Source organism: Rhizobium quercicola, from assembly GCF_021168455.1.
Lineage (GTDB): Bacteria > Pseudomonadota > Alphaproteobacteria > Rhizobiales > Rhizobiaceae > Ferranicluibacter > Ferranicluibacter quercicola.
In genome coordinates this window covers 270,543-292,771 of sequence record NZ_JAJOZR010000001.1, presented here as the reverse complement: position 1 = coordinate 292,771, position 22,229 = coordinate 270,543, and the positions used below count along the sequence as shown (strand labels likewise).

Below are 22,229 nucleotides of genomic sequence, written 5' to 3'. Positions count from 1 at the left end.
GGAAGCGACATGGGCGGGAACGGAAAAATCGCGGTGGTCGGCGCCGGCCTTTCGGGCGCCGTCATCGGGCGCGAACTGGCGCTCGCAGGCTATAGCGTCGAGATTTTCGACGTCCGCGAGCATATCGCCGGCAATTGCTACAGCGAGCGCGATGTGGATACCGGCGTGATGGTCCACGTCTACGGTCCGCACATCTTCCATACGGACGACGAGGAGGTCTGGAACTACGTCAACCGCTTCCAGACCTTCATGCCCTACAAGAACCGCGTGAAGACGACCGTGGACGCGCAGGTCTTCTCGCTTCCGGTCAACCTGCACACGATCAACCAGTTCTTCGGCAAAACCTTCCGGCCCGACGAGGCCCGGGCCTTCATCGAGGAGAAGGCCGACAAGACCATCGCCGATCCCCAGACGTTCGAGGAGCAGGCGCTGCGTTTCGTCGGACGCGAACTCTACGAGGCCTTCTTCAAGGGCTACACGGAAAAGCAGTGGGGCTGCTCGCCCACCCAGCTGCCGGCTTCCATCCTGAAGCGCCTGCCGGTGCGCTTCAACTATGACGACAACTACTTCTTCCATCGTTTCCAGGGCATGCCCGAAAACGGCTATACCGACATGGTGGCAGGCATTCTCGACCATCCCGGCATCACCGTCCATCTCGGCACGCGCTTCGACAAGTCGCAGAACGACGCTTACGACCACGTCTTCTATTCCGGCCCGCTCGATGGTTATTTCAACTATGAATTCGGCCGGCTGGGATATCGCACGCTCGATTTCGAGCGCTTCACCTATGAGGGCGATTATCAGGGCTGCGCTGTGATGAACTATGGCGATCCCGACGTTCCCTACACCCGCATCACCGAGCACAAGCACTTCTCGCCATGGGAAAGCGTGGCCGGATCGGTCTGCTACCGCGAATTCTCCCGCCTCTGCGGCGAAGACGACGTGCCGTTCTATCCCATCCGGCTGGTCGAGGAGAAGCAGCTGCTGGCGTCCTACGTCGCGCGCGCCGAGGCGGAAACCGCCGTCACCTTCGTCGGCCGCCTCGGCACCTATCGTTATCTCGACATGGATGTGACCATTCGCGAAGCGCTGGATACGGCAGCGCTTTTCAGAGCGAAGACGGCCGAGAACGCTCCCGTCCCGGCCTTCCTGCATTCGCCGCTCTGAGCGTTCGCAGGAGCGTCTTCAGGCCTTGGCTTCGGCAGCCTCCACTGGCTGATCCTGGTCGAGAAGCTTCGGCACGAAGAGGCAGACGGGGACGATAAGCACCGTCATGACGAACATGACCAGAAACGTGACGTGGAGCGCGGCCTGCAGGGCCATGCGGACCGAGGCTGCATCGATTGCCGCCGCACCCGTGCCGTCGAGCAGGCCGCGCAGCTGTTCGGGCGAGATCGCCCCGATGCCGCCGGCATGTGCGAGGCCGTAGCTGAGCACCGCACCGAGAATCGAGGCACCGAGCGTGCTGCCGAGGTTGCGGGAGAACACGTTCGACGCCGTGGCGCTGCCGCGCTGCGACCAGCCGACGCTTTCCTGGGTGATGACCAGCGCACAGATGTTGAGCAGGCCCATGCCGACCCCCATGATCAGCGATCCCGCGCCGGCCTGCGCCGGCGAGCTCTCCGGCGTCAGCAGCACCAGAAGGAAGGCGCCGGTGGGGATGACGAGGCTCGCGACGAGCATGATCGGCCGCAGCCCGAAGCGCGGGAACATGCGCGAGGCGAACGTGGCGCCGGCCGGCCAGCCGATCAGCAGCATGGTGAGCGCGAAACCCGCGACCAGCGGCGAACGGTCGAGCACCGTCTGAACATACATCGGCAGGAAGGTTGTCAGTCCCATGATGGCCATGCTGGCAAAGAAGATGGCGATGTTGGAGGCCGCGATTGGCCGGCGCAGCCAGAGATCGGGCGCAACCATCGGTGCCTCGGCACGCCGTTCCTGCCAGAGAAACAGGCCGAGACTGACGACGAACACCAGCACGGCGCCGACGGTGTAGAGCGGCGTCGCGGCCTCCACCTCGGTCAGCGCCACCATGAGCGCGGAGATGGAAACGGCAAAGAGCGCGGCGCCGAGAATGTCGATGGATGCCGTGCGCGTCTGCTTTTCCTCGTGCAGGAAGCGGATGAAGCCGAAGGCCGCGAGGATGCCGACGGGAATGTTGATCCAGAAGACCCAGGCCCAGGGCAGGCTGTGGATAATGAAGCTGCCGAGCAGCGGGCCGACGACCGCCGATAGCGCCCAGACGCTGGCCAGATAGCCCTGCACCTTGCCGCGTTCACGCCCCGGGAAGAGGTCGCCGACGATGGTCATGGCGACCGGCTGTATGGCGCCGGCGCCGACGCCCTGCAGCAGGCGGAACGCGATCATCGACGGCATGGACCAGGCAAAGCCCGCAAGCAGCGAGGACGCGAGAAAGACGGCGATGCCGAAGAGCACGACCGGCTTGCGACCGTAGATATCCGAAAGCTTGCCGAAGACGACGGTGGTTGCCGTCTGCGTCAGCAGGAAGGAGGAGAACACCCAGCTGTAAAGGTTGAGCTGGCCCAGTTGTGCTGCGATTTGCGGCATGGCGGTCGAAACGATCGTCGCCTCGATGGCGATCATCGCCATGCTTGCCATGATCGCGGCAACGACGAGGCCGCGATGAACACGTTTTTCAGTCATGGATCGGTTCCGGAACGCCGTGCTGGCGCATAGGGGGACATTTCGGCGGTCGGACGGCCGTCAGTATCCGACGGAACGCGCCGGAGCGCCCTTGCAGGCGCCGACGCTGCGTCGGTGGAGATCAAATCTCGCTTCCCTGAACTGGACCCATCACCCTTAAGCGTCAAGTCCGATCATCTGTAAAACTTACGGTCTTGGCCGAAGACGCAGCTGAAGGCGAAGCCGGTGTCGAGATGCGACCTCTCCTCGAGCAGCGACGCGTCGGTTTCGCGCGACCGCACCGCGAACAGACCGGCGATTGCAATCCGCTCGGAGCCCGCACTTCAGGTTCATGCAAGCCAGAGACAATACTCAGGACCGTAACCAGCCGTTCGATGGGACCTCCTCCCGTGCTCGTTCGGCGGGAGAGCCTTGCCCGTCGGCAGGGCTCGGCGCCAGCTATGTGTGGGCCGGTTCAGTGTGGGGATTGATGGCATGACGACAATTGCTTCCGGCCTGAGCGTCACGCAGATCCGGTCCATGTCCGCGCCGGCCATCGCGGCCTGGACGACCGAAGACGTCAGCTCTCTTTCCACGCTCCAGATCAGGGCCCTCTCCTCCTCGCAGATCGCGGCCCTCGACGTCGAGGATGTGGAGGTTCTCAGCACCGAGCAGCTCAACGCCATTTCCCGCGCGGCGATCGTAGGCCTGACGCTCGATCAGCTCAGCGCCTTGCACAAGCCCGGCATCGAGGCCCTCTCCGCCACGCAGGTCAGCGGGATGACGACGTCGCAGATCGGCGCATTGACGTCCGAACAGGCGGAGGCCCTGACGCCGGCCCAGATCAAGGCGATGACCAGCGCCCAGATCGCGGCCCTCAGTGCGGAAGACCTTGCGACCTTTTCGACGGACGACATGAATGCGATCGCGGGCACCGCCATTCGCGGACTCCAGCTCGATGTTCTCGCCTCGCTGACGACCGACCAGATTTCGGCGCTGAACACCGGCGCCGTCTCGAACCTGTCGAGCGGCCAGATCGTCGCCTTGAGCAGCCATCAGGTCGAATCGTTCACCTCGACCCAGGTTTCGGCCCTCGGCTCGCTCCAGCTGGCGGCGTTCGAACCAGGAGATGTCGAGGCGCTGTCCATCGATGACGTCAAGGCGATCTCCGCCCGGGCGATCGCCGGTCTGGGCATTGCCAGCCTGTCGAATGAAAAACTGTCCGCCCTTTCGCCCACGCAGGTCGCCGCTCTGACGTCCGCACAGATATCGGCCTTGAGCACCGGGCAGCTGGAAGCCTTTTCCAGCGAACAGATCGTAGCCCTCGCCCCGAGGTCCGTCGCCTCTCTGTCCGCGGGCCAGATCGCCGCCCTCAGTCCGGAACAGATCGGAGCAATGTCCTTTGCGCAGGTGCGGGTTCTCACCTCCCAACAGGTCGCCGCTCTCTCGTCAGACAAGATCGCCGCCGTGTCCACGACCGCCCTGGCGGCCATGACGCCGCAGGCATTTTCCGGCGTTCAGCCGGAGGCCATTACCGGCTTGACGACCGGCCAGGTGGCGGCGCTCACCACCGGCGTCGTCGCCAACCTCAGCAGCCGACAGATCGACGCACTGGACGAGGCGCAGCTGGCAGCCTTCACACCCGTGCAGGTCAGGGCGTTCGGCACGACCCAGCTCGCCGCCCTCGATGCTGGCGACATCACCCATTTCTCCACCACGGATATCGCCGCCATCAACGGCCAGGTCGTGCGCGGGCTGAAGACCGACGTCGTTGCGGCCTTGTCGACCGCCCAGCTCGCCGCGCTCAGCACCGCGACGGTGGCCGCCCTGACGAGCACCCAGATCAACGCCCTGGCGACCGATTCCCTTCCGGCGCTGCTGCCGGCGCAAGTCGCGGCTCTCAGTGCCTCGCAGATCAGCGGTTGGGGTGCAGACCAGTTCGGGGCGCTTTCCGGTGAGCAGATCGCCAGGCTCAGTGCGCAGACGGTTGCAGGTCTCACCACGGTGCAGATCGGCAGCCTGAACGCCGAGGAGACAGCGGCCCTGACAGCGCAGCAAGCCCGCGCACTGACCTCGACGCAGGTTGCAGCCCTCGGGCTGAGCGCACTCGACGCCTTCTCCTCTGCGGCCATCGCGGCCATTTCGGCGGTCGCCATCAAGGGCCTGGGCACCGAGGCCATCGGCCACCTGTCCACCGACCATATCGCGGCGCTCACCTCCGGCCAGACCAGCGCCCTGACGACCCTGCAGCTGGCGGCCATGAGCAGTGCCCAGGTCGAGGCCCTCTCGCCCGTGCAGATCCGCGCCTTCTCCGCAACGCAGCTTGCCGTGCTGGACACAGCGGCCGTCAACACCTTCTCGACCGAGGACATGGCCGCCATCACCAACCGGGCGGTCTGGGGCCTCCAGACGGACATTCTCGCAGCGCAGTCGAACGACCGGATCGCCGCCCTCAGCACGAGCGCCGTCGCCAGCCTGACCTCGGCGCAGATTGCGGCCCTGCACACGGATCAGGTCGCCGCGCTCTCGACCGACCAGATCAAAGCTTTGACCGCAGCCCAGCTGGCGGCCTTCAGCACCGATGATCTCGCATCCCTGTCGACCGTCACCATCGGTGCGATCTCCCGGACATCCCTGTCGGGACTGGCGACAGAGGTCGCGGCGACGCTGTCGACGGCACAGCTGGCCGCCTTCACGACGACCCAGATTGCCGGCCTGACCAAGGGACAGCTGGCAGCGATGGGCACCGCGCAGATCGAGGTTCTGTCGCCGGCGCAGATGGCAGCCCTTACCGCCGTGCAGATCTCGGGCTTGAGCCAAGACGCCATCGCCACCCTTTCGACGGACGATGTCGCGGCGCTCACCACGGCGGCCGTGCAGGGCCTCGACATCGCGGCCCTCTCGACGAACCAGCGTGCCGCGCTGACGACCGCGCAGGTCGCGGCCTTGCGGACAACGCAGGTTACGGCGCTGTCCGCCGATCAGGTGGGCGCCCTCTCGACGGCCCAGATCGCGGCCGTGAACGCAAGCGCGGTGGCGGTGCTCTCGACGGCGCACATGGCGGCCCTCAGCACGGCGCATCTTGCCGCTCTGAACACCACGCAGGTCGCGCGCCTGACCGCGCAGCAGCTCACGGTGCTCGACGGGAGCGATCTCGCGGCATTCCCGACAGCCAATATCGCCGCGATCAACAGTCGCGCCCTCTCCGGCCTCAGCGCCGATGTCATTGGGACGCTGGGCACCGCCCAGATCGCGGCACTGGGCACATCGGCCGTCGCCAGCCTGACGACGGCCCAGATCGAGGCTCTGGGGACGGAACAGGCCGAGGCGCTGTCCGCGACGCAGATCCGCGCGCTGACGGCGACGCAGCTCGCCGCCTTCGGCGCCGATGACATCGCCACCTTCTCCACGGCGGAATTCGCAGCCATCAGCACCGCCGCCATAACCGGCCTCAGCGGCGACGTGATGGAAAGTCTCTCCACGGGCAAGATCGGCGCCTTGAGCACGGACGTGATCGCGCGTCTGACGGCCGCGCAGATCTCGGCGATGGGTCCGAACCAGATCGGTTCGCTTTCGGTGGCTCAGGTTAGGGCATTGAGCGCCACGCAGACGGCCGCGATCGAGGTCGCGGATATCGCCGCCTTCCCGACCGCAAACATCGCTGCGCTGAACAGTCAGGCACTATCCGGCCTCGACAAGGATGTCGTCGCAGCCCTTTCCACCGCCCAGGTGGCAGCGCTCGGCACGGCTGCCCTTGGCGGTCTCTCGACCCTGCAGGCATCGGCGTTCTCCACGGCGCAGCTGGCCGCCCTTTCCGCTCTGCAGGTCCGGCAGCTGACCTCGGGCCAGTTGGCCGCACTTTCGGAGAAGATCTCGGCCTTCTCCACCGAACAGGTCGCCGCCATGACATCGCTTGCGGTCGGCGCGCTCGGCACGGACCAGATCGCAGCCCTCAGCGACGCGCAGCTTGCCGCGCTGACCACCGCACAGCTGGCCGGAATGACGTCGCAGCAGATGGCCGGGCTGAGCACGGCGGACGTCGCGGCCTTCTCCTCGCCGCGCATCGCATCGCTCAGCAGCAGCGCGATCGGCGGACTTTCGACCGCCCAAATCAAGGCGCTGGGCACCGACCAGGTCGCCAGCCTCTCCATCCGACAGGTCGCAGCCCTGAGCGCGGCTCAGATCGGCGCCGCCTCGACCGCCCATGTCGCCGCCCTCTCGACGGAGCAGATCGCAGCGCTTTCGAGCACGGCGGTTTCCGGCTTCACCTCGCAACACATCGCCGTCCTGACGACGGCCCAGGCAGAGGCGCTCACCAGCGCGCAGGTGGGAAGCCTGAGCTCGGGTCAGATCTCGGCGCTGCCGTCGGAGGACATCTCCACCTTCTCGACGAAGGATATCGCCGCCATCACATCGGGCGCGATCCCCGGCCTGACCACTGCCGCCATCTCGACCCTCTCCACAAGCCAGGTGGCGGCCCTCAGCGCATCCGCCGTGCGGGGCCTGACAACCCGCCAGCTGGCGGCGCTGCAGACCGCGCAGGTGGAAGCCCTGACCGCCGTCCAGATCGCGGCCCTCGGCTCGTCCCAGCTGGCCGCACTGTCTTCCAGCGCGGTCGCCACCTTCACCACGCGTGAAGTCGCCGCGATCGATCCCGCCGCCATCGCCGGCCTGTCGTCCGACACCATCGCCTCGCTCGACACGGCCAAGATCGCCGCCTTGAGCACCCTGGCCGTCGCAGCCCTCGGCTCGCGACAGATCGACGCCTTGACGCACGACCAGATCGCAGCGCTGACACGCGCGCAGCTCGGCGCCCTCACCTCGCGTCAGACCTCCGTGCTGACCTCCAGCGATATCCAGGCCATCCTGCCGAAGAACGTCGGCGCCCTGTCGGCCGACGCGATGGCGGGCCTGACCTCGCAGGCGGTCACCGGGCTCTCGAACGAGCAGATCGCCGCCATCAGCGCGAGCGGCATCAGCGGGCTCAGCACATCGCTGATCGCGCGTCTGAGCAGTGCGCAGGTGCAGGCGCTGGGCACCACCCAGATCGCCGCGCTGAGTTCACGGCAGGTGGCGGTTCTCGCCACCAGCGACATCGCGGCGCTGACGACGACCCAGATTGCGGCGCTCAGTGCCGCCGGCGTCGCCGGCCTGTCCACCCAGCAGATCGGCGTGCTCAGTGCCGATCAGGCGGAGGCTCTCAACGGCACCCAGATTGCAGCCCTCGGCTCGCGGCAGCTGGCAGCGCTCGGCACGGCGGCGCTGGCCCGCTTCAGCCTTACCGACATCGCCGCCATTTCCCCCACGGCCATTGCCGGCCTCTCGACGGCGATGATCGCAACGCTTTCGCCCGAGGGCGTCGCTGCGCTCAGCACCGGCAGCATTGCCGGCCTCGGCAGCACACAGATCGCGGCCCTCTCGAGCGATCAGATCGACGGCCTGACGACCGCCCAGGTCGCGGCCTTGACCTCCAAACAGGTGGCGGCACTGGGCACGGCAGCCCTCGCAACCCTGACGATCCAGCAGATCGCCGCTCTGAGCGCCGACGGCGTGGCGGGCTTCACGGCAACACAGATCGCCGCTTTGACCACGGACCAGACGGCGGCCTTCACCCCGACGCAGGTCGCGGCCCTCAGCTCCACGCAGGCCGCAGCGCTCGCCATCGAGGATCTCGGCGGCTTCTCGACGGCGGATATCGCCGCCTTCGGCTCTGCGGCCGTGGCCGGCCTGTCGACGACGGCGATCGCCTCGCTGTCGCCCGAACAGGTCGCAGCCCTCAGCGTTTCCGGCGTGGCCGGGCTCGGCACGAACCAGATCGCCGCCCTGAACGGCGACCAGATCGAGGTGCTGACGGCCGCTCAGCTCGGCGCCTTCTCCTCCAAGCAGGCTTCCGCTCTGGGAACCGAGGATATCGCCCGCCTGTCTCCCGCCCAGATCGGCGCATTGGGAATGAGCGGGGTCGCGGGTCTCTCGACACGGGCGATCGCCACCCTCACGATCGATCAGGCCAAGGCCCTGACGGCCGCTCAGGTGGGCACGTTCTCCTCGCAACAGCTGTCCGTGCTGAGCACCGATGCCCTCGAAAATTTTGGCCCGGCACAGCTCGCGGCCATCAGCTCGCTGGCCATTCCCGGCCTGTCCACGGCGATGCTTGCCTCGCTCTCCACGAGCCAGATCGCAGCCCTCGGCACCGCCGCCATCGCCGGTCTCGGCACGGCGCAGATTGCCGCCCTCAACGTCGATCAGGCCGAAGCGCTGACGGCGTCGCAGATCGCGGTGCTTGATTCCCGTCAACTGTCGGCCCTCGGCGCGGACGATATCGACAGCTTCACCACCAGCGAGATCGCCGCCATCAGTTCGGCCGCTATCGCCGGTCTCTCGTCGTCCATGCTCTCCACCCTGACGCCGCAGCAGATCGCGGCCTTGAGCACGGGCGGCATTTCGGGGCTCGCCTCGACGCAGATCGAGGCCCTGACCTCCAGCCAGATCGAAGCCCTGACCCTCGCGCAGGTCGGAGCGCTGACCTCCAGCCAGATCGGCGCCCTGAAGACGACCGGCATCGCGGGTCTCTCGGACAGCCAGCTCGCCGCCCTGAGCATCAAGGGGCTTGCCGGTATCGGCAGCGCGCAGGCCGCCGCGCTCAGCGCCGCGCAAATGCACGTCCTGTCGACCAGCCAGATCGCGGCCCTGAGTTCCGAGGCCATTTCGGGGCTGACGACCGATAGCCTCGCAACGCTGAAGCCTACCAAGATCGGTGCTCTCGGCTCGACAGCGGTCAAGGGCCTTCCGACCGCCTTCATCGCCGCCCTGTCTCCCACCGAGATCGCAAGCCTTGGCACAGGCACCGTTGCCGGGCTGACGAGCGCGCAGGTCGGCGTCCTGAGCGCCGAACAGGTGAATCAGCTCACGAGCAGCCAGATCGCCGCGCTCAGCCAGGGCGGCCTCGCCGGCCTGACCACGATGCAGCTTGCGACCTTCTCGACTCAGGAGATCGCCGCCATCGCACCGGGTTCGATCAAGGGATTGGGCACGGCGATCGTTTCCGGGCTTACATCGACCAGTATCGCGGCCTTGACGACGAGCCAGGTCGCGGCCCTCGGATACAGCCAGGTGAGCGCCCTCACACCGGCGCAGATCGGCATGCTCTCGACGTCGCAGGTCGGTGCCTTCGGCCTGATGCAGGCCGCGGCCCTCGGCTCGGACGATCTGGTTCAGCTGACGCCGGAACACATCATCGCGCTCGGCACCGGCGCCATCTCCGGCTTGAGCACGCGGGCCATTTCGGGCCTGACGGTCGCGCAGGCGGAGGCCTTCACGCCGGCACAGATCAACGGCATGACCTCCGCGCAGCTGCAGGCTCTCACGGACGTGGCGATCAACGCCCAGACGACGTCGAGCGCCTCCAGCGCCCGGGTCGCTTCGGGTCCGGAGACGTCCAGCGCGGAAAGCGGGTCGTCCGCCGCATCCGAACAGCCGAGCGAAAGCAGTGCCTCGATGATCATGTCGATGCTCAGCGTCTAAAGCGCCGGCAGGCATGCCGCCGGACGGACCGGCAGACAGGCACGCGCCTGGCCTGCCCAACCGGCCACACAGGACAGACCGGTCGGGCAACCGATCGGATTTGTCCTGACATCGGAGCGTCCGCGATCCGCGGGCCAGCGCCGACGCGCATCTTTCTGCACTCTCTGTGATCACAGGTTCATCGCAGCCTCCAGCCGCGTAAGAAGCTACCTGCGCGCAGCCCTCGCCCGCCCTTCCAAATCCGATTGACAGTTAAGGTAAGACATCATATCTCTTGTCTCGGAGTTGAGGAATGGAATGCTGCTGGGGAGCAGCATGTGGAGGAAACGATGCATCGCATGATCACAGCACTGTCGACGATTTTGGTCGGCTCCACCCTGATGACCAGCCCGACCTGGGCTGAAACGCCGCCGAACATGCTGGTTGTCGGCTTTTCCATGAGCAATATTCTGACGCTGGATCCCGCCGCCATCACCGGCAAGGAGACGGTACAAGTTCTCGCCAACATATATGATAACCTTGTCGGCCTCGACGCCGTCAATCGCGCACAGGTCAATCCGCAGCTCGCCGAGAGCTGGAGCGTCAGCCCCGACAATACGGCGATCACCTTCAAGCTGAGGTCCGGCGCGACCTTCGCCTCCGGCAATCCCGTGACATCGGCCGATGTCGTCTGGTCGCTGAAGCGCCTCTTGACGCTGAACCTCGCGCAGGCCTCCTTCCTCAAGACACACGGCTTCACCGCCGCCAACGCCGAACAGAGCTTCGCCGCCCCCGACGAGACGACGGTCGTCATCACCCTGCCGAAGAAGGTCGATCCCGAGATCATCGTCCAGACGCTGGGCATCGTCGGCCCGGGCTCGGTGCTCGACAGCAAGACAGTGATGGAACACGACAAGGCCGGCGATCTCGGTTCCGCCTGGCTCACCAACAATTCCGCAGGCTCCGGCCCCTACACGCTCGGCCAGTGGCGCTCCAACGAGCGGGTCATTCTCGACCGCAATGAGAGCTACTGGGGCGAGGCGCCCGGCATGAAGCGCATCATGATGCGGCATCTGGCGGAGTCCCAGAGCCAGCGGCTGATGCTCGAAAAGGGCGACATCGACATCGCTTATTCCATGTCGGCCGCCGATCTGAAGGCGCTGGAAACGAGCGACGCTGTCAAGGTGCAGACCAATGGCGGCAGCGGGTTCTACTATCTCGCCGTCTCCATGAAGGACGAGAAGTTCCAGAAGCCGAAGGTGCGCGAGGCGCTACGCTACCTGATCGACTATCAGGGTCTGAACGACACCGTCCTGCCCTATTTCGGACGCCTGCGGGATCGCCCGATCCAGACCGGCCTTTTCGGCGCCCTGCCGAATGCGGGCTACAAGCTGGACGTGGAGAAGGCGAAGGCCCTGCTGGCGGAAGCCGGCTATCCCGACGGTTTCTCGACCACGCTGCGCGCGATCTCCGACGCGCCCTTCATGAATGCGGCGACCGCCATCCAGGCGACGCTGGCGCAGGGTGGCATCAAGGCGGAGATCATCACCGGCAGCGGCGACCAGATCTATGGCGCGATGCGCGAGCGGAAGTACGAACTCCTCGTCGGCCGTGGCGGCGGTGGACAGCTGCCGCATCCCGACAGCAACCTGCGCGCCATCGTCTACAATCCCGACAATGCCGACGAAGCCAAGCTGACCAACTTCCAGGGCTGGCGCACCGCCTTCTACGACGAAAAGATCAACAGCATGGTCGATGCGGCGCTGGTGGAAACGGACAAGGCCAAGCAGGTCAGGGATTATGAAGCGATCCAGACCTACTACGCCGATGTCGTCCCCGCCATCCAGCCCTTCGCCGAAGTGGTCGACAGCGTCGGATATCGTGCGGACATCAAGGGACTTGCGCTCAATCCGTCCTGGTCCACGCGGCTGCGCACGGTGACGAAGGAGCGCTAGCGCGCTCTGGCCGGCGTGCCCGCGCGCCGGCTCCCTCCCCTTCGACCTTTCGCATCCAAGGACGCCGCCATGAACACTGCACGCTTTTCAGCTTTCGGCAGGCAGGCAGGGACCATCATGGTCACCCTCATCGGCCTTCTGATCCTCACCTTCTGCATCGGCCGCCTGATGCCGGTCGATCCCGTGCGCGCGATCGTCGGGGAAGAGGCCGACCGGGCGACCTACGAGATGGTTGCCGAGCGGATCGGGGCAAACCTGCCACTCTACCAGCAGTTCTTCAAATATGTGAGCGACCTGCTTCATGGCGATTTCGGCGTCTCGATCCGCACCGGACAGCCCGTCATCAACGATATCCTGCACGTCATGCCGGCAACCATCGAGCTGGCGACCTTCGCCATCATCGTCGGCGCCGGGCTCGGCATTCCCCTGGGCATTCTGGCGGCCGTGCGCCGCAACAAGCCGGTCGATCACGTCATCCGGTTCCTGACGCTCATCGGCCATTCCATGCCGATCTTCTGGACCGGCATGATCGGCCTCATCGTCTTCTACGCGGCCCTCGATCTGGTGGGCGGCGGTGGCCGCCTGTCGGATTACTACATCGGCCTCGTGCCGGAGACGACCGGTTTCCTTCTGATCGACTCCATGCTGGCCGGCGACTGGGAGGTCTTCGGGGACGCGGTCAACCACCTGCTTCTGCCGGCCAGCATTCTCGGCTATTCCTCCATGGCCTACATCACCCGCATGACGCGCAGCTTCATGCTGGACCAGCTGAACCAGGAATATGTGACCACGGCCCGGGTGAAGGGTCTCTCTAAGAGCCGGACGATCTGGCACCATGCCTTCGCCAATATCCGCGTCCAGCTCGTCACCATTGTCGCGCTCGCCTATGGCAGCCTGCTCGAAGGCGCCGTGCTGATCGAGACCGTGTTCTCCTGGCCCGGTTTCGGCCAGTACATCACCAACAACATGCTGGTCGGCGACATGAACGCGGTGATGACCTGCGTCCTGCTCGTCGGCGTCATCTTCATCGGGCTCAATCTCCTGTCCGATGCGCTCTACAAGATCTTCGACCCGAGGACGCGCTAACATGACGACGAAAACCATCGACATCGGGACCGCAGCCATGACCGCTTCCAGCGAGAAGACCTACACGGCCTGGAGCCGCCTCGTCCGGGTTCTGAAGGACCTGCTCGGCAATCCGTCCTCCGGTTTCGGCCTCGTGGTGATTGCGATCCTGCTCTTTACCGCGCTCGTCGCACCCTGGATTGCGCCTTACGAGCCGAACATGATTAACCTCGCAGAGGCCCTGCAGCCGCCGTCCGCCGCGCATCTGTTCGGCACCGACGAACTCGGGCGCGATGTGCTCAGCCGCATCATCCACGGGTCGCGCATCAGCCTGACGATCATCACCATCGTCTCCGTCATCGTCGGCCCGCTCGGGCTTCTGGTCGGCACGACCGCGGGCTATTTCGGCGGCTGGTACGATACGGTGATGATGCGCATCACCGACATCTTCCTGTCCTTCCCGAGCCTCATCCTGTCGCTTGCCTTCGTGGCGGCGCTGGGCGCAAGCCTCGAAAATGCGATCATCGCCATCGGCCTCACCGCCTGGCCGCCGATCGCGCGGCTGGCGCGCGCGGAAACGCTGACCTTCCGCAATGCGGACTATATCTCAGCGTCGCGCATGCAGGGCGCCTCCAAGCTGCGCATCATCGTCAAGTCGATCATGCCGATGTGCCTGCCCTCCGTGCTCGTCCGCGTCACGCTCAGCATGGCAACGGTGATCCTGACGGCGGCGGGCCTCGGCTTTCTCGGCCTCGGCGCGCAGCCGCCGCTGCCGGAATGGGGCGCGATGATCGCCACGGGCCGGCGCTACATGCTCGACAACTGGTGGCTGGTCGCCTTCCCCGGCGGCGCCATCCTTCTCGTCAGCCTCGCCTTCAACCTGCTTGGCGATGGCCTGCGCGATGCGCTCGATCCGAAACAGGGCCACTAGGAGGCGATGATGGAACCGCAGATGGACAACACCACGCCGCTTCTCCGCGTCGCAGGCCTGCGCGTCAGCTACCGCAACGGCAAAGCCTTTACGCCCGTCGTCAAGGGCGTCTCGTTCGACCTCGGCCGCGAGCGGCTCGGCATCGTCGGCGAGTCCGGATCGGGCAAATCGACCATCGGACGTGCGCTCCTCAAGCTCCTGCCGACGGCCCGGATCCAGGCGGACCGGATGGATTTCGAGGGCACCGATCTTCTGGCGGCCACCGAACGCCAGATGCTTTCGATCCGGGGCCGGCGGATCTCGATGATCCTGCAGGATCCGAAGTTCTCGCTGAACCCGGTGCACCGCGTCGGCGACCAGATCGCCGAGGCCTATCGCGTCCACAACAAGGCCTCCGCCCAGGTCGCGCGCGACAAGACGCTCGCCATGCTTGAAGCGGTGAAGATCCGCGATCCCGAACGGGTCTACGGGCTCTATCCGCACGAGGTCTCCGGCGGCATGGGCCAGCGCATCATGATCGCGATGATGCTGATCCCCGAGCCGCAGATCATCATCGCCGACGAGCCGACCTCGGCACTGGATGTGACGGTGCGCATGCAGGTGCTCAACATCCTCAACGAGCTGGTGACGAACAAGGGCATCGGCCTGATCATGATCAGCCACGACCTGAACCTCGTGCGCAATTTCTGCGACCGGGTGCTCGTCATGCGCCACGGCGAAGTGGTGGAGGAGCGCGCCGCGCGCGACATGCAGAATTGCGTCCACCCCTACACCCGCGGCCTTCTCGCCGCCCAGCCGCATATCGGCGGAAGCCGGCGCTCGTTGCCGGTGCTCAACCGCGAGCTGATGGTCCGCAGCACGTGGGAGGTGCAGCCATGAACGCCATCGATGTCCGCAACGTCTCGATCGACCTCGGCTCCGGCGCCGCGAAGCGGCGGATCCTCGGAGACGTCGCCTTCTCCGTCAAACCGGGCGAATCCTTCGGGCTCGTGGGCGAATCCGGCTCCGGCAAATCGACCATCCTGCGCTGCATCGCCCGTCTGCTGACGCTCTGGGACGGCGCGATCGAGATGGAAGGCACATCGATCAAGGACATGCCCTTCGCCGATTATTGCCGCATGGTGCAGATGGTGTTTCAGGACCCCTACGGTTCCCTCCACCCGCGCCAGTCGATCCGCACCGCCCTGCAGGAGCCTCTGCGCATCCACCGCATGGACCGGCAACGGGAGCGGATGGAGCGGGCACTGACCGATGTCGGGCTCGATCCCGCCTTCCTCGCCCGCTATCCGCACGAACTGTCCGGCGGACAGCGCCAGCGCGTGGCGATTGCGCGCGCGCTCATTCTCGAGCCGCGCATCCTGCTGCTGGACGAGCCGACGTCGGCGCTCGACGTCTCCGTTCAGGCCGAGGTTCTGAACCTGCTGGCGGACCTGCGGACCCGTCGCAACCTCACCTATCTCTTCGTCAGCCACGATCTGGCGGTGATCGACCATATGTGCGAACGACTGGCGGTGATGCAACATGGGCGCGTGGTGGAGATCATGGATCGCTCCGTTCTCTCCACCGGCAAAGCCAAGGACCCTTATGCCCGCGAGCTGATCGAAGCGAGCCTTGCCTACGACCAGGCCGTTTGACGGTCGACCGCCCGCTGGAGGGGCTCTGCGCCATGACGACCGATGCCGACAATGCCGCGCCGCTTCCCGCGAGCGGGCGGAGACGCGAAACGCTGAGTTCACAGGTCATCCGCACCCTTGCGGACCGCATCCGGCAGGGCGAGTATTCCCGCGGCTCGCAGCTGCCGACGGAGAAGGTGCTGATCGACGAGCTGGGCGTCAGCCGCACCGTGGTGCGCGAGGCGATCGCCAATCTGCGGGCGAGCGGTCTCGTCTCGATCCAGCACGGGGTCGGCGCATTCGTCCGCGACGATGCGGGTATTCCACCCTTCCGGCTTGCCCCGGAAAGGCTGACCATGGTGGAGAACCAGCTGAAAGGCCTCGAACTGCGCATTGGCATCGAGTCCGAAGCCGCGGCTCTGGCGGCCGAGCGCCGCACGCAGGCCGATCTCGACGCGATGGCCTCCGTCTGCGACGCGATGGACGACGCGATCCGGACCGTCATCCGCGACAGCCAGACGGATTTCGAGTTTCACTGCGCGGTGGCCAAGGCCAGCCACAACGAGCATTTCTTCGGCATCTTCAATTATCTGGGTGAAACGCTGATGCCGCGCATGCGGCTGCAGACCAGCGGCGTGGAGGACACGGTGTTTCAGGCGAATCTCGCGCGGGTCAACACCGAGCACCGCCTGGTCCTTGGCGCCATCGCCGAGCGCAACATCGACGGCGCCCGGCTGGCGATGCGCCAACACCTGACGGTCAGCCGCGACCGGATGATCGAGCGCATGCGCAGCGGCGGGTGATCGACCGCGAGAACATGCCGGGTCTCGCAAAGCGCCTGCGGGATCGGAACGCCTTCGCCTGGAATTTCGACCCGGCCGCGTCCGATGTTGCGACATGGCAAAGGACGACGCTTGCCGCGATGCGCCGTGCGCTCGGTATCGAGACGATCGCCACGCCCTTGGCGACACACCTTGGCGAATGGGACGATGGCGGACTTCTCGGCCAGCATCTGCAGCTTAATTACTCGAATGGCGAGACGGCCGACGCCTATCTGCTCCGCCCTGCCACCGAGCATCCCACGCCCGGCATTCTGCTCCTCCACGATCACGGCGCCTTCTTTTCCATCGGCCGGCAGAAGCTGATCCGGCGGCCCGACGAGCCGCGCGAAACGGCGGCGCCGTCGGACGACTGGGCGACCCGTCTCTATGGTGGCAGGCACCTCGGCAATGCGCTGGCGCGGCGCGGTTACAGCGTGCTCTGCGTCGATGCGCTGGGATGGGGCGGCCGGGCCGGCACGGGGTATGAGGGCCAGCAGGCGCTCGCGGCGAACCTCATGCAGTTCGGCCAGTCGCTTGCCGGCATCGTCCTGCGGGAAGATCTCGAAGCGCTCGCATTCCTGAAACGGCTCGAAGGTATCGACCCGGAGTGCGTGGCAAGCTTCGGCTTTTCAATGGGCGGCGCGCGGGCCTGGCAGATGGCCGCCCTGTCGCCGGACGTGAAGGCCTGTGTGTCCGTGGGGTGGATGGGCACCCTGTCGGGGCTGATGCAGTCGGGCAGCAACCAGCTGCGCGGCCAGTCCGCCTTCTACCTGCTGCATCCCGGCATCGCCGGACGGATCGACTATCCCCATTTTGCCGCGCTCGCCGCGCCCAAACCCGCGCTTTTTCTCAGCGGCCGGGAGGACCGGCATTTCCCCGAGGCCGATGCCGCCGAAGCCTTTCGGCAGATGCAAATCATCTGGGATGCGTCTGGCGCACCGGATGCGCTCCAGACCCGGATGGCCCCGGACGGCCATGTCTTTCCGGTGCAGCAGCAGGACGACGCGATCGACTGGCTCGACCGCGTCCTGTGAGCCTCAGGCGACGAGGTTGGCGTCGATGAAGTCGAAGTTGATATCTTCGCCAAGGCCGGGCTTGTCGGAGATATGGACATAGCCATCGGCGTCCATCGGATCGACGAGGCCGTGCAGATACTCAAAGCCGTCGTCATATTCGAGGAAGGGGTGCAGCAGCCCGCGCTCATACCAGTTGGCGTTCTTCGAGCAGGCAGCGACGATCAGGTTCGGAGCGCCGTTTCCATGGATCTCGCAATTCATGCCGAAGGATTCGGCCAGATGCATGCACTTCATGGCCGGGCTGATGCCGCCGACATCGTGAACGCCGGTGCGCAGGATGTCGCAGGCCTTGGTGGCGATCCATTCGGCACGGCTGAAGTGCTTGCCGCCGGCACTCTCCGGCCCGAGAACCGGGATATCGAGGTTTTCAGACAGCCATGCGTAGGACATGGAGCTTTGCTCGTCCATCGGCTCCTCGATCCAGTCGAAGCCGAGCGCCTCGAGCCCGCGGCCGAGCTTCAGGGCATCCGTGCGGGTGTACCAGTGAAACGCATCGATCATCAGGTGGATATCCGGGCCAACGGCTTCGCGCACGGCCGCGCAGGCCTTGAGGTCCATGCTGACATCCGGCGCCCAGGAGACCGGCGGCATCCAGGTGTGCAGCTTGATGCCCTTGTAGCCGCGCGCGACGAGTTTTTCGGCGAACCCGCCGTAATCCTCCGGCGTCGCGAGACCGTTCTCCAGCTCGTCGCCGCACATGATCGAACCATAGGCAAGCATCTTCTCGCGGTAGGTGCCGATCAGCTTGTGCACCGGCATGTTCAGCTTGCGTCCGGCGAGGTCCCACAGGGCGCAATCGACGATCGCCAGCGTTCTGTCGGTCAGCTGCGCCGCGCTGCCGCGCTGCCAGTGCGCCAGCTCCTGCCAGAGCCGCTCGCGCGCGAAGGGATCGGCGCCGATCAGCACCTTCTTCACGAACTTCTCGATGACATGCGGCCGCACGACCTCAGGCGCTGCGAAACAATGGCCTTCGCCACCTTCGTCATCGACGATGGTCAGGAGCGCGAGGTGCACCTTGTGCGCCGGCCCCGGATGGGCGTGGCCGGCCGTGTCCTGATGGCGATAGGTGGTGTGGGCAAAGACGCGCACATTGACGTCGACGATTTTCACGGAAAGTCCTCCTGGGATGGTCGCGGCGAACGCCGCTGCCGGTCATTGCGAAAAAGAGAGGGCCGACGCCTCAGGCCAGCGTGTAGGCGGTCTTCACCACGGTGAAGAACTCGGCGGCATAGCGGCCCTGCTCGCGCGGACCGAACGAGGAGGCCTTGCGACCACCGAACGGCACATGGAAATCCACGCCGGCCGTGGGCAGATTGACCATGACCATGCCGGCCTCCGCGTTGCGCTTGAAATGGGTGGCGTGCTTCAGGCTGGTGGTGGCGATGCCTGCCGACAGACCGAAGGGCGTGTCATTGGATATCGCGAGCGCCTCGTCATAATCCTTGGCCCGGATGACGCTGACCACCGGCCCGAAGATTTCCTCGCGCGAGATGCGCATCTGGTTGGTCGCCTCGGTAAAGAGCGTCGGCTGAAGGTAGAAGCCGGGCGTCTCGCGCGTCAGAACCTCGCCGCCGAAGGCCAGCTTTGCGCCTTCCGCCTTGCCGATATCGATATAGTCGGTGTCTTGGCGCAGCTGCCGTTCATCGACGACCGGGCCGATATGCGTGCCGGGCTTCATGGCGTTGTCCACCGTCAGCGCTTTCAGCCGCTCGGTCAGCGCCGCGACGAAGCGGTCGTGAATGCCTTCGGTGACGATGAGCCGCGACGACGCGGTGCAGCGCTGGCCGGTGGAAAAGAAGCCGGAATTGGCGGCCGCCTCGACCGCGACGGCGAGGTCCGCATCGTCCAGAACCACCATAGGATTCTTGCCGCCCATTTCCAGCTGGAACTTGCGGTTATGCTCGATCGAGGCGAGAGCGACCCGCTTGCCGGTGCCGGTCGAGCCCGTAAAGGTGAGCCCGCCGAGATCCGGGCTATCGAGCAGCGCCTGACCGACGACCGAGCCACGCCCCATGACGAGGTTCAGAACCCCCTTGGGAAGGCCGGCGCGGTGGAGAATGTCCACGATCGCCCAGGCGCAACCGGGCACGAGATCCGCCGGCTTGAAGACGACGGTATTGCCATAGCAAAGCGCCGGCGCGATCTTCCAGGCGGGAATGGCGATTGGAAAATTCCAGGGCGTGATGATGCCGATGACGCCGAGTGGTTCACGCGTCACCTCGACGCCGATCCCCGGCCGGGCGGATGGCAGTGTCTCGCCGGCCAGCCGCAGCGCCTCGCCTGCAAAGAAGTCGAAGATCTGCGCGGCACGCGTGACCTCGCCGATGGCCTCGGGAAGCACCTTGCCCTCCTCCCGCGCCAGAAGCGTGCCGAGTTCGTCCTTCCGGGCGAGAATTTCGTCGGAGGCTTTGCGCAGGATGGCGTGCCGCTCCAGAATGCCGGAGCGCGACCATGCCGGAAACGCGGCCTTGGCCGCGGCGATGGCGTCTCGCGCATCGTCCGCACTCGCCTGCGCATAGAGACCGACGAGATCGTTCGTATCTGATGGGCTCAGGTTTCGGGAGGTCTCCGATCCGACCCACGCGCCGGCAATCAGGTTCTGGTAAATGGTCATGGTGGTCTCCTCCACATATGCGCCCGGATCCGGCTCATTCCGCCGGCGATCGATCGTTCTCGCCCAAGCGTCCCGCCTCCAGCACGTCTGCTTGTTATCATATAACTGACGTATGTCATCCTATAAGACTATCTGCCAAGGTCAATTAATTTCTTCCCGCAGGTCTGTCTCTTGGTCTATCCTTGCCGGAAAAGCAGACCAAACATGGCATTCGCAGAGCGGGGACACGTGATGAGATCGGACCACGACACACAGGCGGCACCGGCGCGCAAAGGGAGAAACCTCGTGGCCACCGTCAGCCAGAGGCTGCGTGCCGCCATTGCCGACGGCACGCTGAAGCCGGGCGAGAAACTGGCGAGCGAGAGTGGCCTGACGGAGGAGCACCAGGTCAGCCGGACCGTCATCCGGGAAGCGATCGCGTCCCTGCGGGCCGACGGGCTGGTGGAGGTGCGCCACGGTGTCGGCGTCTTCGTTCTGGCGACGCAACCCAAGCCGCAGGGCGGCCTGCAGAGCGTCGATCCCAATCGCGTTTCGTCCATCATCGAGATGCTGGAGGTCCGCGCCGCCATCGAGATCGAGGCCGCGGGGCTTGCTGCCGGACGCTGTTCCCCCGCGCAGCAGGAGCTCGTGTTCGAGGCGCTGCACGTGATGAACAATCAGATCGCATCGGGCACGGCCACGGTGGAGAGCGACCGCGCCTTCCACCTCGCCATCGCCGACAGCACCAACAATCCGCGCTTCCGCGAACTGCTGCAGGCCATCGGCGAGCAGATGATCCCGCGCTCTCTCCTGGGGGACGACAGGCCAGAGGCCACGCCGCCCGACTACCTGTCGCAGATCCAGCAGGAGCACGAAACCATCGCCCGCGCGATCGCCGATCGCGACGAGACTGCTGCGCGGGATGCGATGCGCAATCATCTCAAGGGCAGCCAGCAGCGTTACCGGGCTCTGATGCGCAACACGCGCGGCCCTGCGATGACATAGATCATACAACTGTTGACAGAGATAATATCTCTAGCTATCGTTCTCCGGAATGCAACGTCTGGAGAACTTCGCCCATGTCCATGGACCCCATCGAACTGAAGCACGCGCTCGGCGCCGGCCTCCTGTCCTTCCCCGTCACGCCCTTCGGTGCCGACGGGCTGTTCCATCGCAAGGCCTATGAGGCGCATGTCGGCTGGCTGGCCGGCTTCGACGCGACGGTTCTGTTCGCCGCTGGCGGAACCGGGGAGTTCTTCTCGCTGGAGCCTTCGGAAATCCCCGAGATCGTCGCCGCCGCCAAGGCCTCGGCCGGCGCGACGCCGATCGTTGCGGGGTGCGGCTATGGCACGCGCATGGCGGTTTCCATCGCGACATCCGCGGAAAAGGCCGGCGCCGACGGCATCCTGCTCCTGCCGCACTACCTGATGGATGCGAGCCAGGAAGGCCTTTACCAGCACATCAAGACCGTCTGCCAGTCGGTGTCGATCGGCGTCATGGTCTATAACCGCGACAACTCGATCCTCACGGCCGACACGCTGTCGCGCCTCTGCGACGCCTGCCCGAACCTCGTCGGCTTCAAGGACGGCTCCGGCGACATCGCGCTGGTGCGCCGCATCACGGCGACCATGGGCGACCGCCTGACCTATCTCGGCGGCATGCCGACGGCGGAGCTCTTTGCCGATGCCTATCTCGGCGCCGGCGTGACGACCTATTCCTCGGCCGTCTTCAATTTCGTGCCCGCGCTCGCCCAGCAGTTCTATACGGCGCTTCGGGCCGGCGACACCGCGACCACCAACCGCATCCTGATCGACTTCTTCTATCCGTTCATGGACATCCGCAACCGCCAGAAGGGCTATGCCGTGTCCGCCATCAAGGCCGGCGTCCGGCTGATGGGCTTCGATGCCGGCCCGGTGCGCGCGCCGCTGACCGACCTGACGGCCGAAGAGGTGCGGATGATGGAAGCGCTCTGCGAGCCCTATCGAAACCTGACACCGGTATCGCAGGCCGCCGAGTAACGGCCACAACGCGC

General features: G+C 65.7%; 14 protein-coding genes. 11 read left to right on the top strand and 3 right to left on the bottom strand.

Annotation, left to right across the window (positions count from 1 at the left end):
- The first annotated feature begins 9 nt into the window (after nt 1–9).
- The gene (gene glf / locus LRX75_RS01275; protein ID WP_231811394.1) at nt 10–1,167 is read left to right on the top strand and encodes a UDP-galactopyranose mutase; all 1,158 of its coding nucleotides are present in this window, start codon (nt 10–12) and stop codon (nt 1,165–1,167) included.
- 18 nt (nt 1,168–1,185) lie between these two features.
- Here glf and LRX75_RS01270 read toward each other — a convergent pair whose 3' ends face one another.
- Entirely contained in the window at nt 1,186–2,664 is a 1,479-nt protein-coding gene (locus LRX75_RS01270; RefSeq protein WP_231811393.1) for an MDR family MFS transporter, read from the bottom strand.
- Between the two features lie 474 nt (nt 2,665–3,138).
- Here LRX75_RS01270 and LRX75_RS01265 point away from each other — a divergent pair, with 474 nt between their 5' ends.
- The 8 genes from LRX75_RS01265 to LRX75_RS01230 all read left to right on the top strand — a co-directional run bounded on the left by LRX75_RS01265 (nt 3,139) and on the right by LRX75_RS01230 (nt 17,562).
- Nucleotides 3,139–10,164, top strand: a complete 7,026-nt coding sequence (locus LRX75_RS01265) for a beta strand repeat-containing protein (protein WP_231811392.1) — start codon at nt 3,139–3,141, stop codon at nt 10,162–10,164.
- 329 nt (nt 10,165–10,493) lie between these two features.
- Nucleotides 10,494–12,098 (top strand): ABC transporter substrate-binding protein, encoded by a 1,605-nt coding sequence (locus LRX75_RS01260; RefSeq protein WP_231811391.1) that lies wholly within the window; start codon nt 10,494–10,496, stop codon nt 12,096–12,098.
- Nucleotides 12,099–12,167: 69 nt separating this feature from the next.
- Entirely contained in the window at nt 12,168–13,184 is a 1,017-nt protein-coding gene (locus tag LRX75_RS01255) for an ABC transporter permease (protein WP_231811390.1), read from the top strand.
- A 37-nt stretch (nt 13,185–13,221) separates the two neighbouring features.
- Nucleotides 13,222–14,094, top strand: a complete 873-nt coding sequence (locus LRX75_RS01250) for an ABC transporter permease (RefSeq protein WP_231811950.1) — start codon at nt 13,222–13,224, stop codon at nt 14,092–14,094.
- A 6-nt stretch (nt 14,095–14,100) separates the two neighbouring features.
- A complete protein-coding gene (locus LRX75_RS01245; RefSeq protein WP_231811389.1) occupies nt 14,101–14,973 on the top strand; it encodes an ABC transporter ATP-binding protein in 873 nt (290 codons plus the stop codon).
- The gene (locus LRX75_RS01240; protein ID WP_231811388.1) at nt 14,970–15,728 is read left to right on the top strand and encodes an ABC transporter ATP-binding protein; all 759 of its coding nucleotides are present in this window, start codon (nt 14,970–14,972) and stop codon (nt 15,726–15,728) included. Before LRX75_RS01245 ends, LRX75_RS01240 begins: the two co-directional genes overlap by 4 nt.
- Entirely contained in the window at nt 15,725–16,510 is a 786-nt protein-coding gene (locus LRX75_RS01235; RefSeq protein WP_231811387.1) for a FadR/GntR family transcriptional regulator, read from the top strand. Before LRX75_RS01240 ends, LRX75_RS01235 begins: the two co-directional genes overlap by 4 nt.
- 14 nt (nt 16,511–16,524) lie before the next feature.
- Nucleotides 16,525–17,562, top strand: coding sequence for a dienelactone hydrolase family protein (locus LRX75_RS01230; RefSeq protein WP_231811386.1), 1,038 nt, complete (start codon nt 16,525–16,527; stop codon nt 17,560–17,562).
- A 3-nt stretch (nt 17,563–17,565) separates the two neighbouring features.
- Here LRX75_RS01230 and LRX75_RS01225 read toward each other — a convergent pair whose 3' ends face one another.
- Nucleotides 17,566–18,714 (bottom strand): mandelate racemase family protein, encoded by a 1,149-nt coding sequence (locus LRX75_RS01225; RefSeq protein ID WP_231811385.1) that lies wholly within the window; start codon nt 18,712–18,714, stop codon nt 17,566–17,568.
- Between the two features lie 70 nt (nt 18,715–18,784).
- On the bottom strand, nt 18,785–20,218 hold the full coding sequence (locus tag LRX75_RS01220) for an aldehyde dehydrogenase family protein (protein ID WP_231811384.1): 1,434 nt from the start codon (nt 20,216–20,218) through the stop codon (nt 18,785–18,787).
- 228 nt (nt 20,219–20,446) lie between these two features.
- Between LRX75_RS01220 and LRX75_RS01215 the strand changes: the two genes are divergently transcribed.
- Nucleotides 20,447–21,202 carry a FadR/GntR family transcriptional regulator gene (locus LRX75_RS01215; RefSeq protein WP_420851124.1) on the top strand — a complete coding sequence of 252 codons (756 nt, stop codon included), beginning with the start codon at nt 20,447–20,449 and terminating at the stop codon, nt 21,200–21,202.
- Between the two features lie 80 nt (nt 21,203–21,282).
- The gene (gene kdgD, locus LRX75_RS01210) at nt 21,283–22,215 is read left to right on the top strand and encodes a 5-dehydro-4-deoxyglucarate dehydratase (protein WP_231811948.1); all 933 of its coding nucleotides are present in this window, start codon (nt 21,283–21,285) and stop codon (nt 22,213–22,215) included.
- The last annotated feature ends 14 nt before the right edge of the window (nt 22,216–22,229 follow it).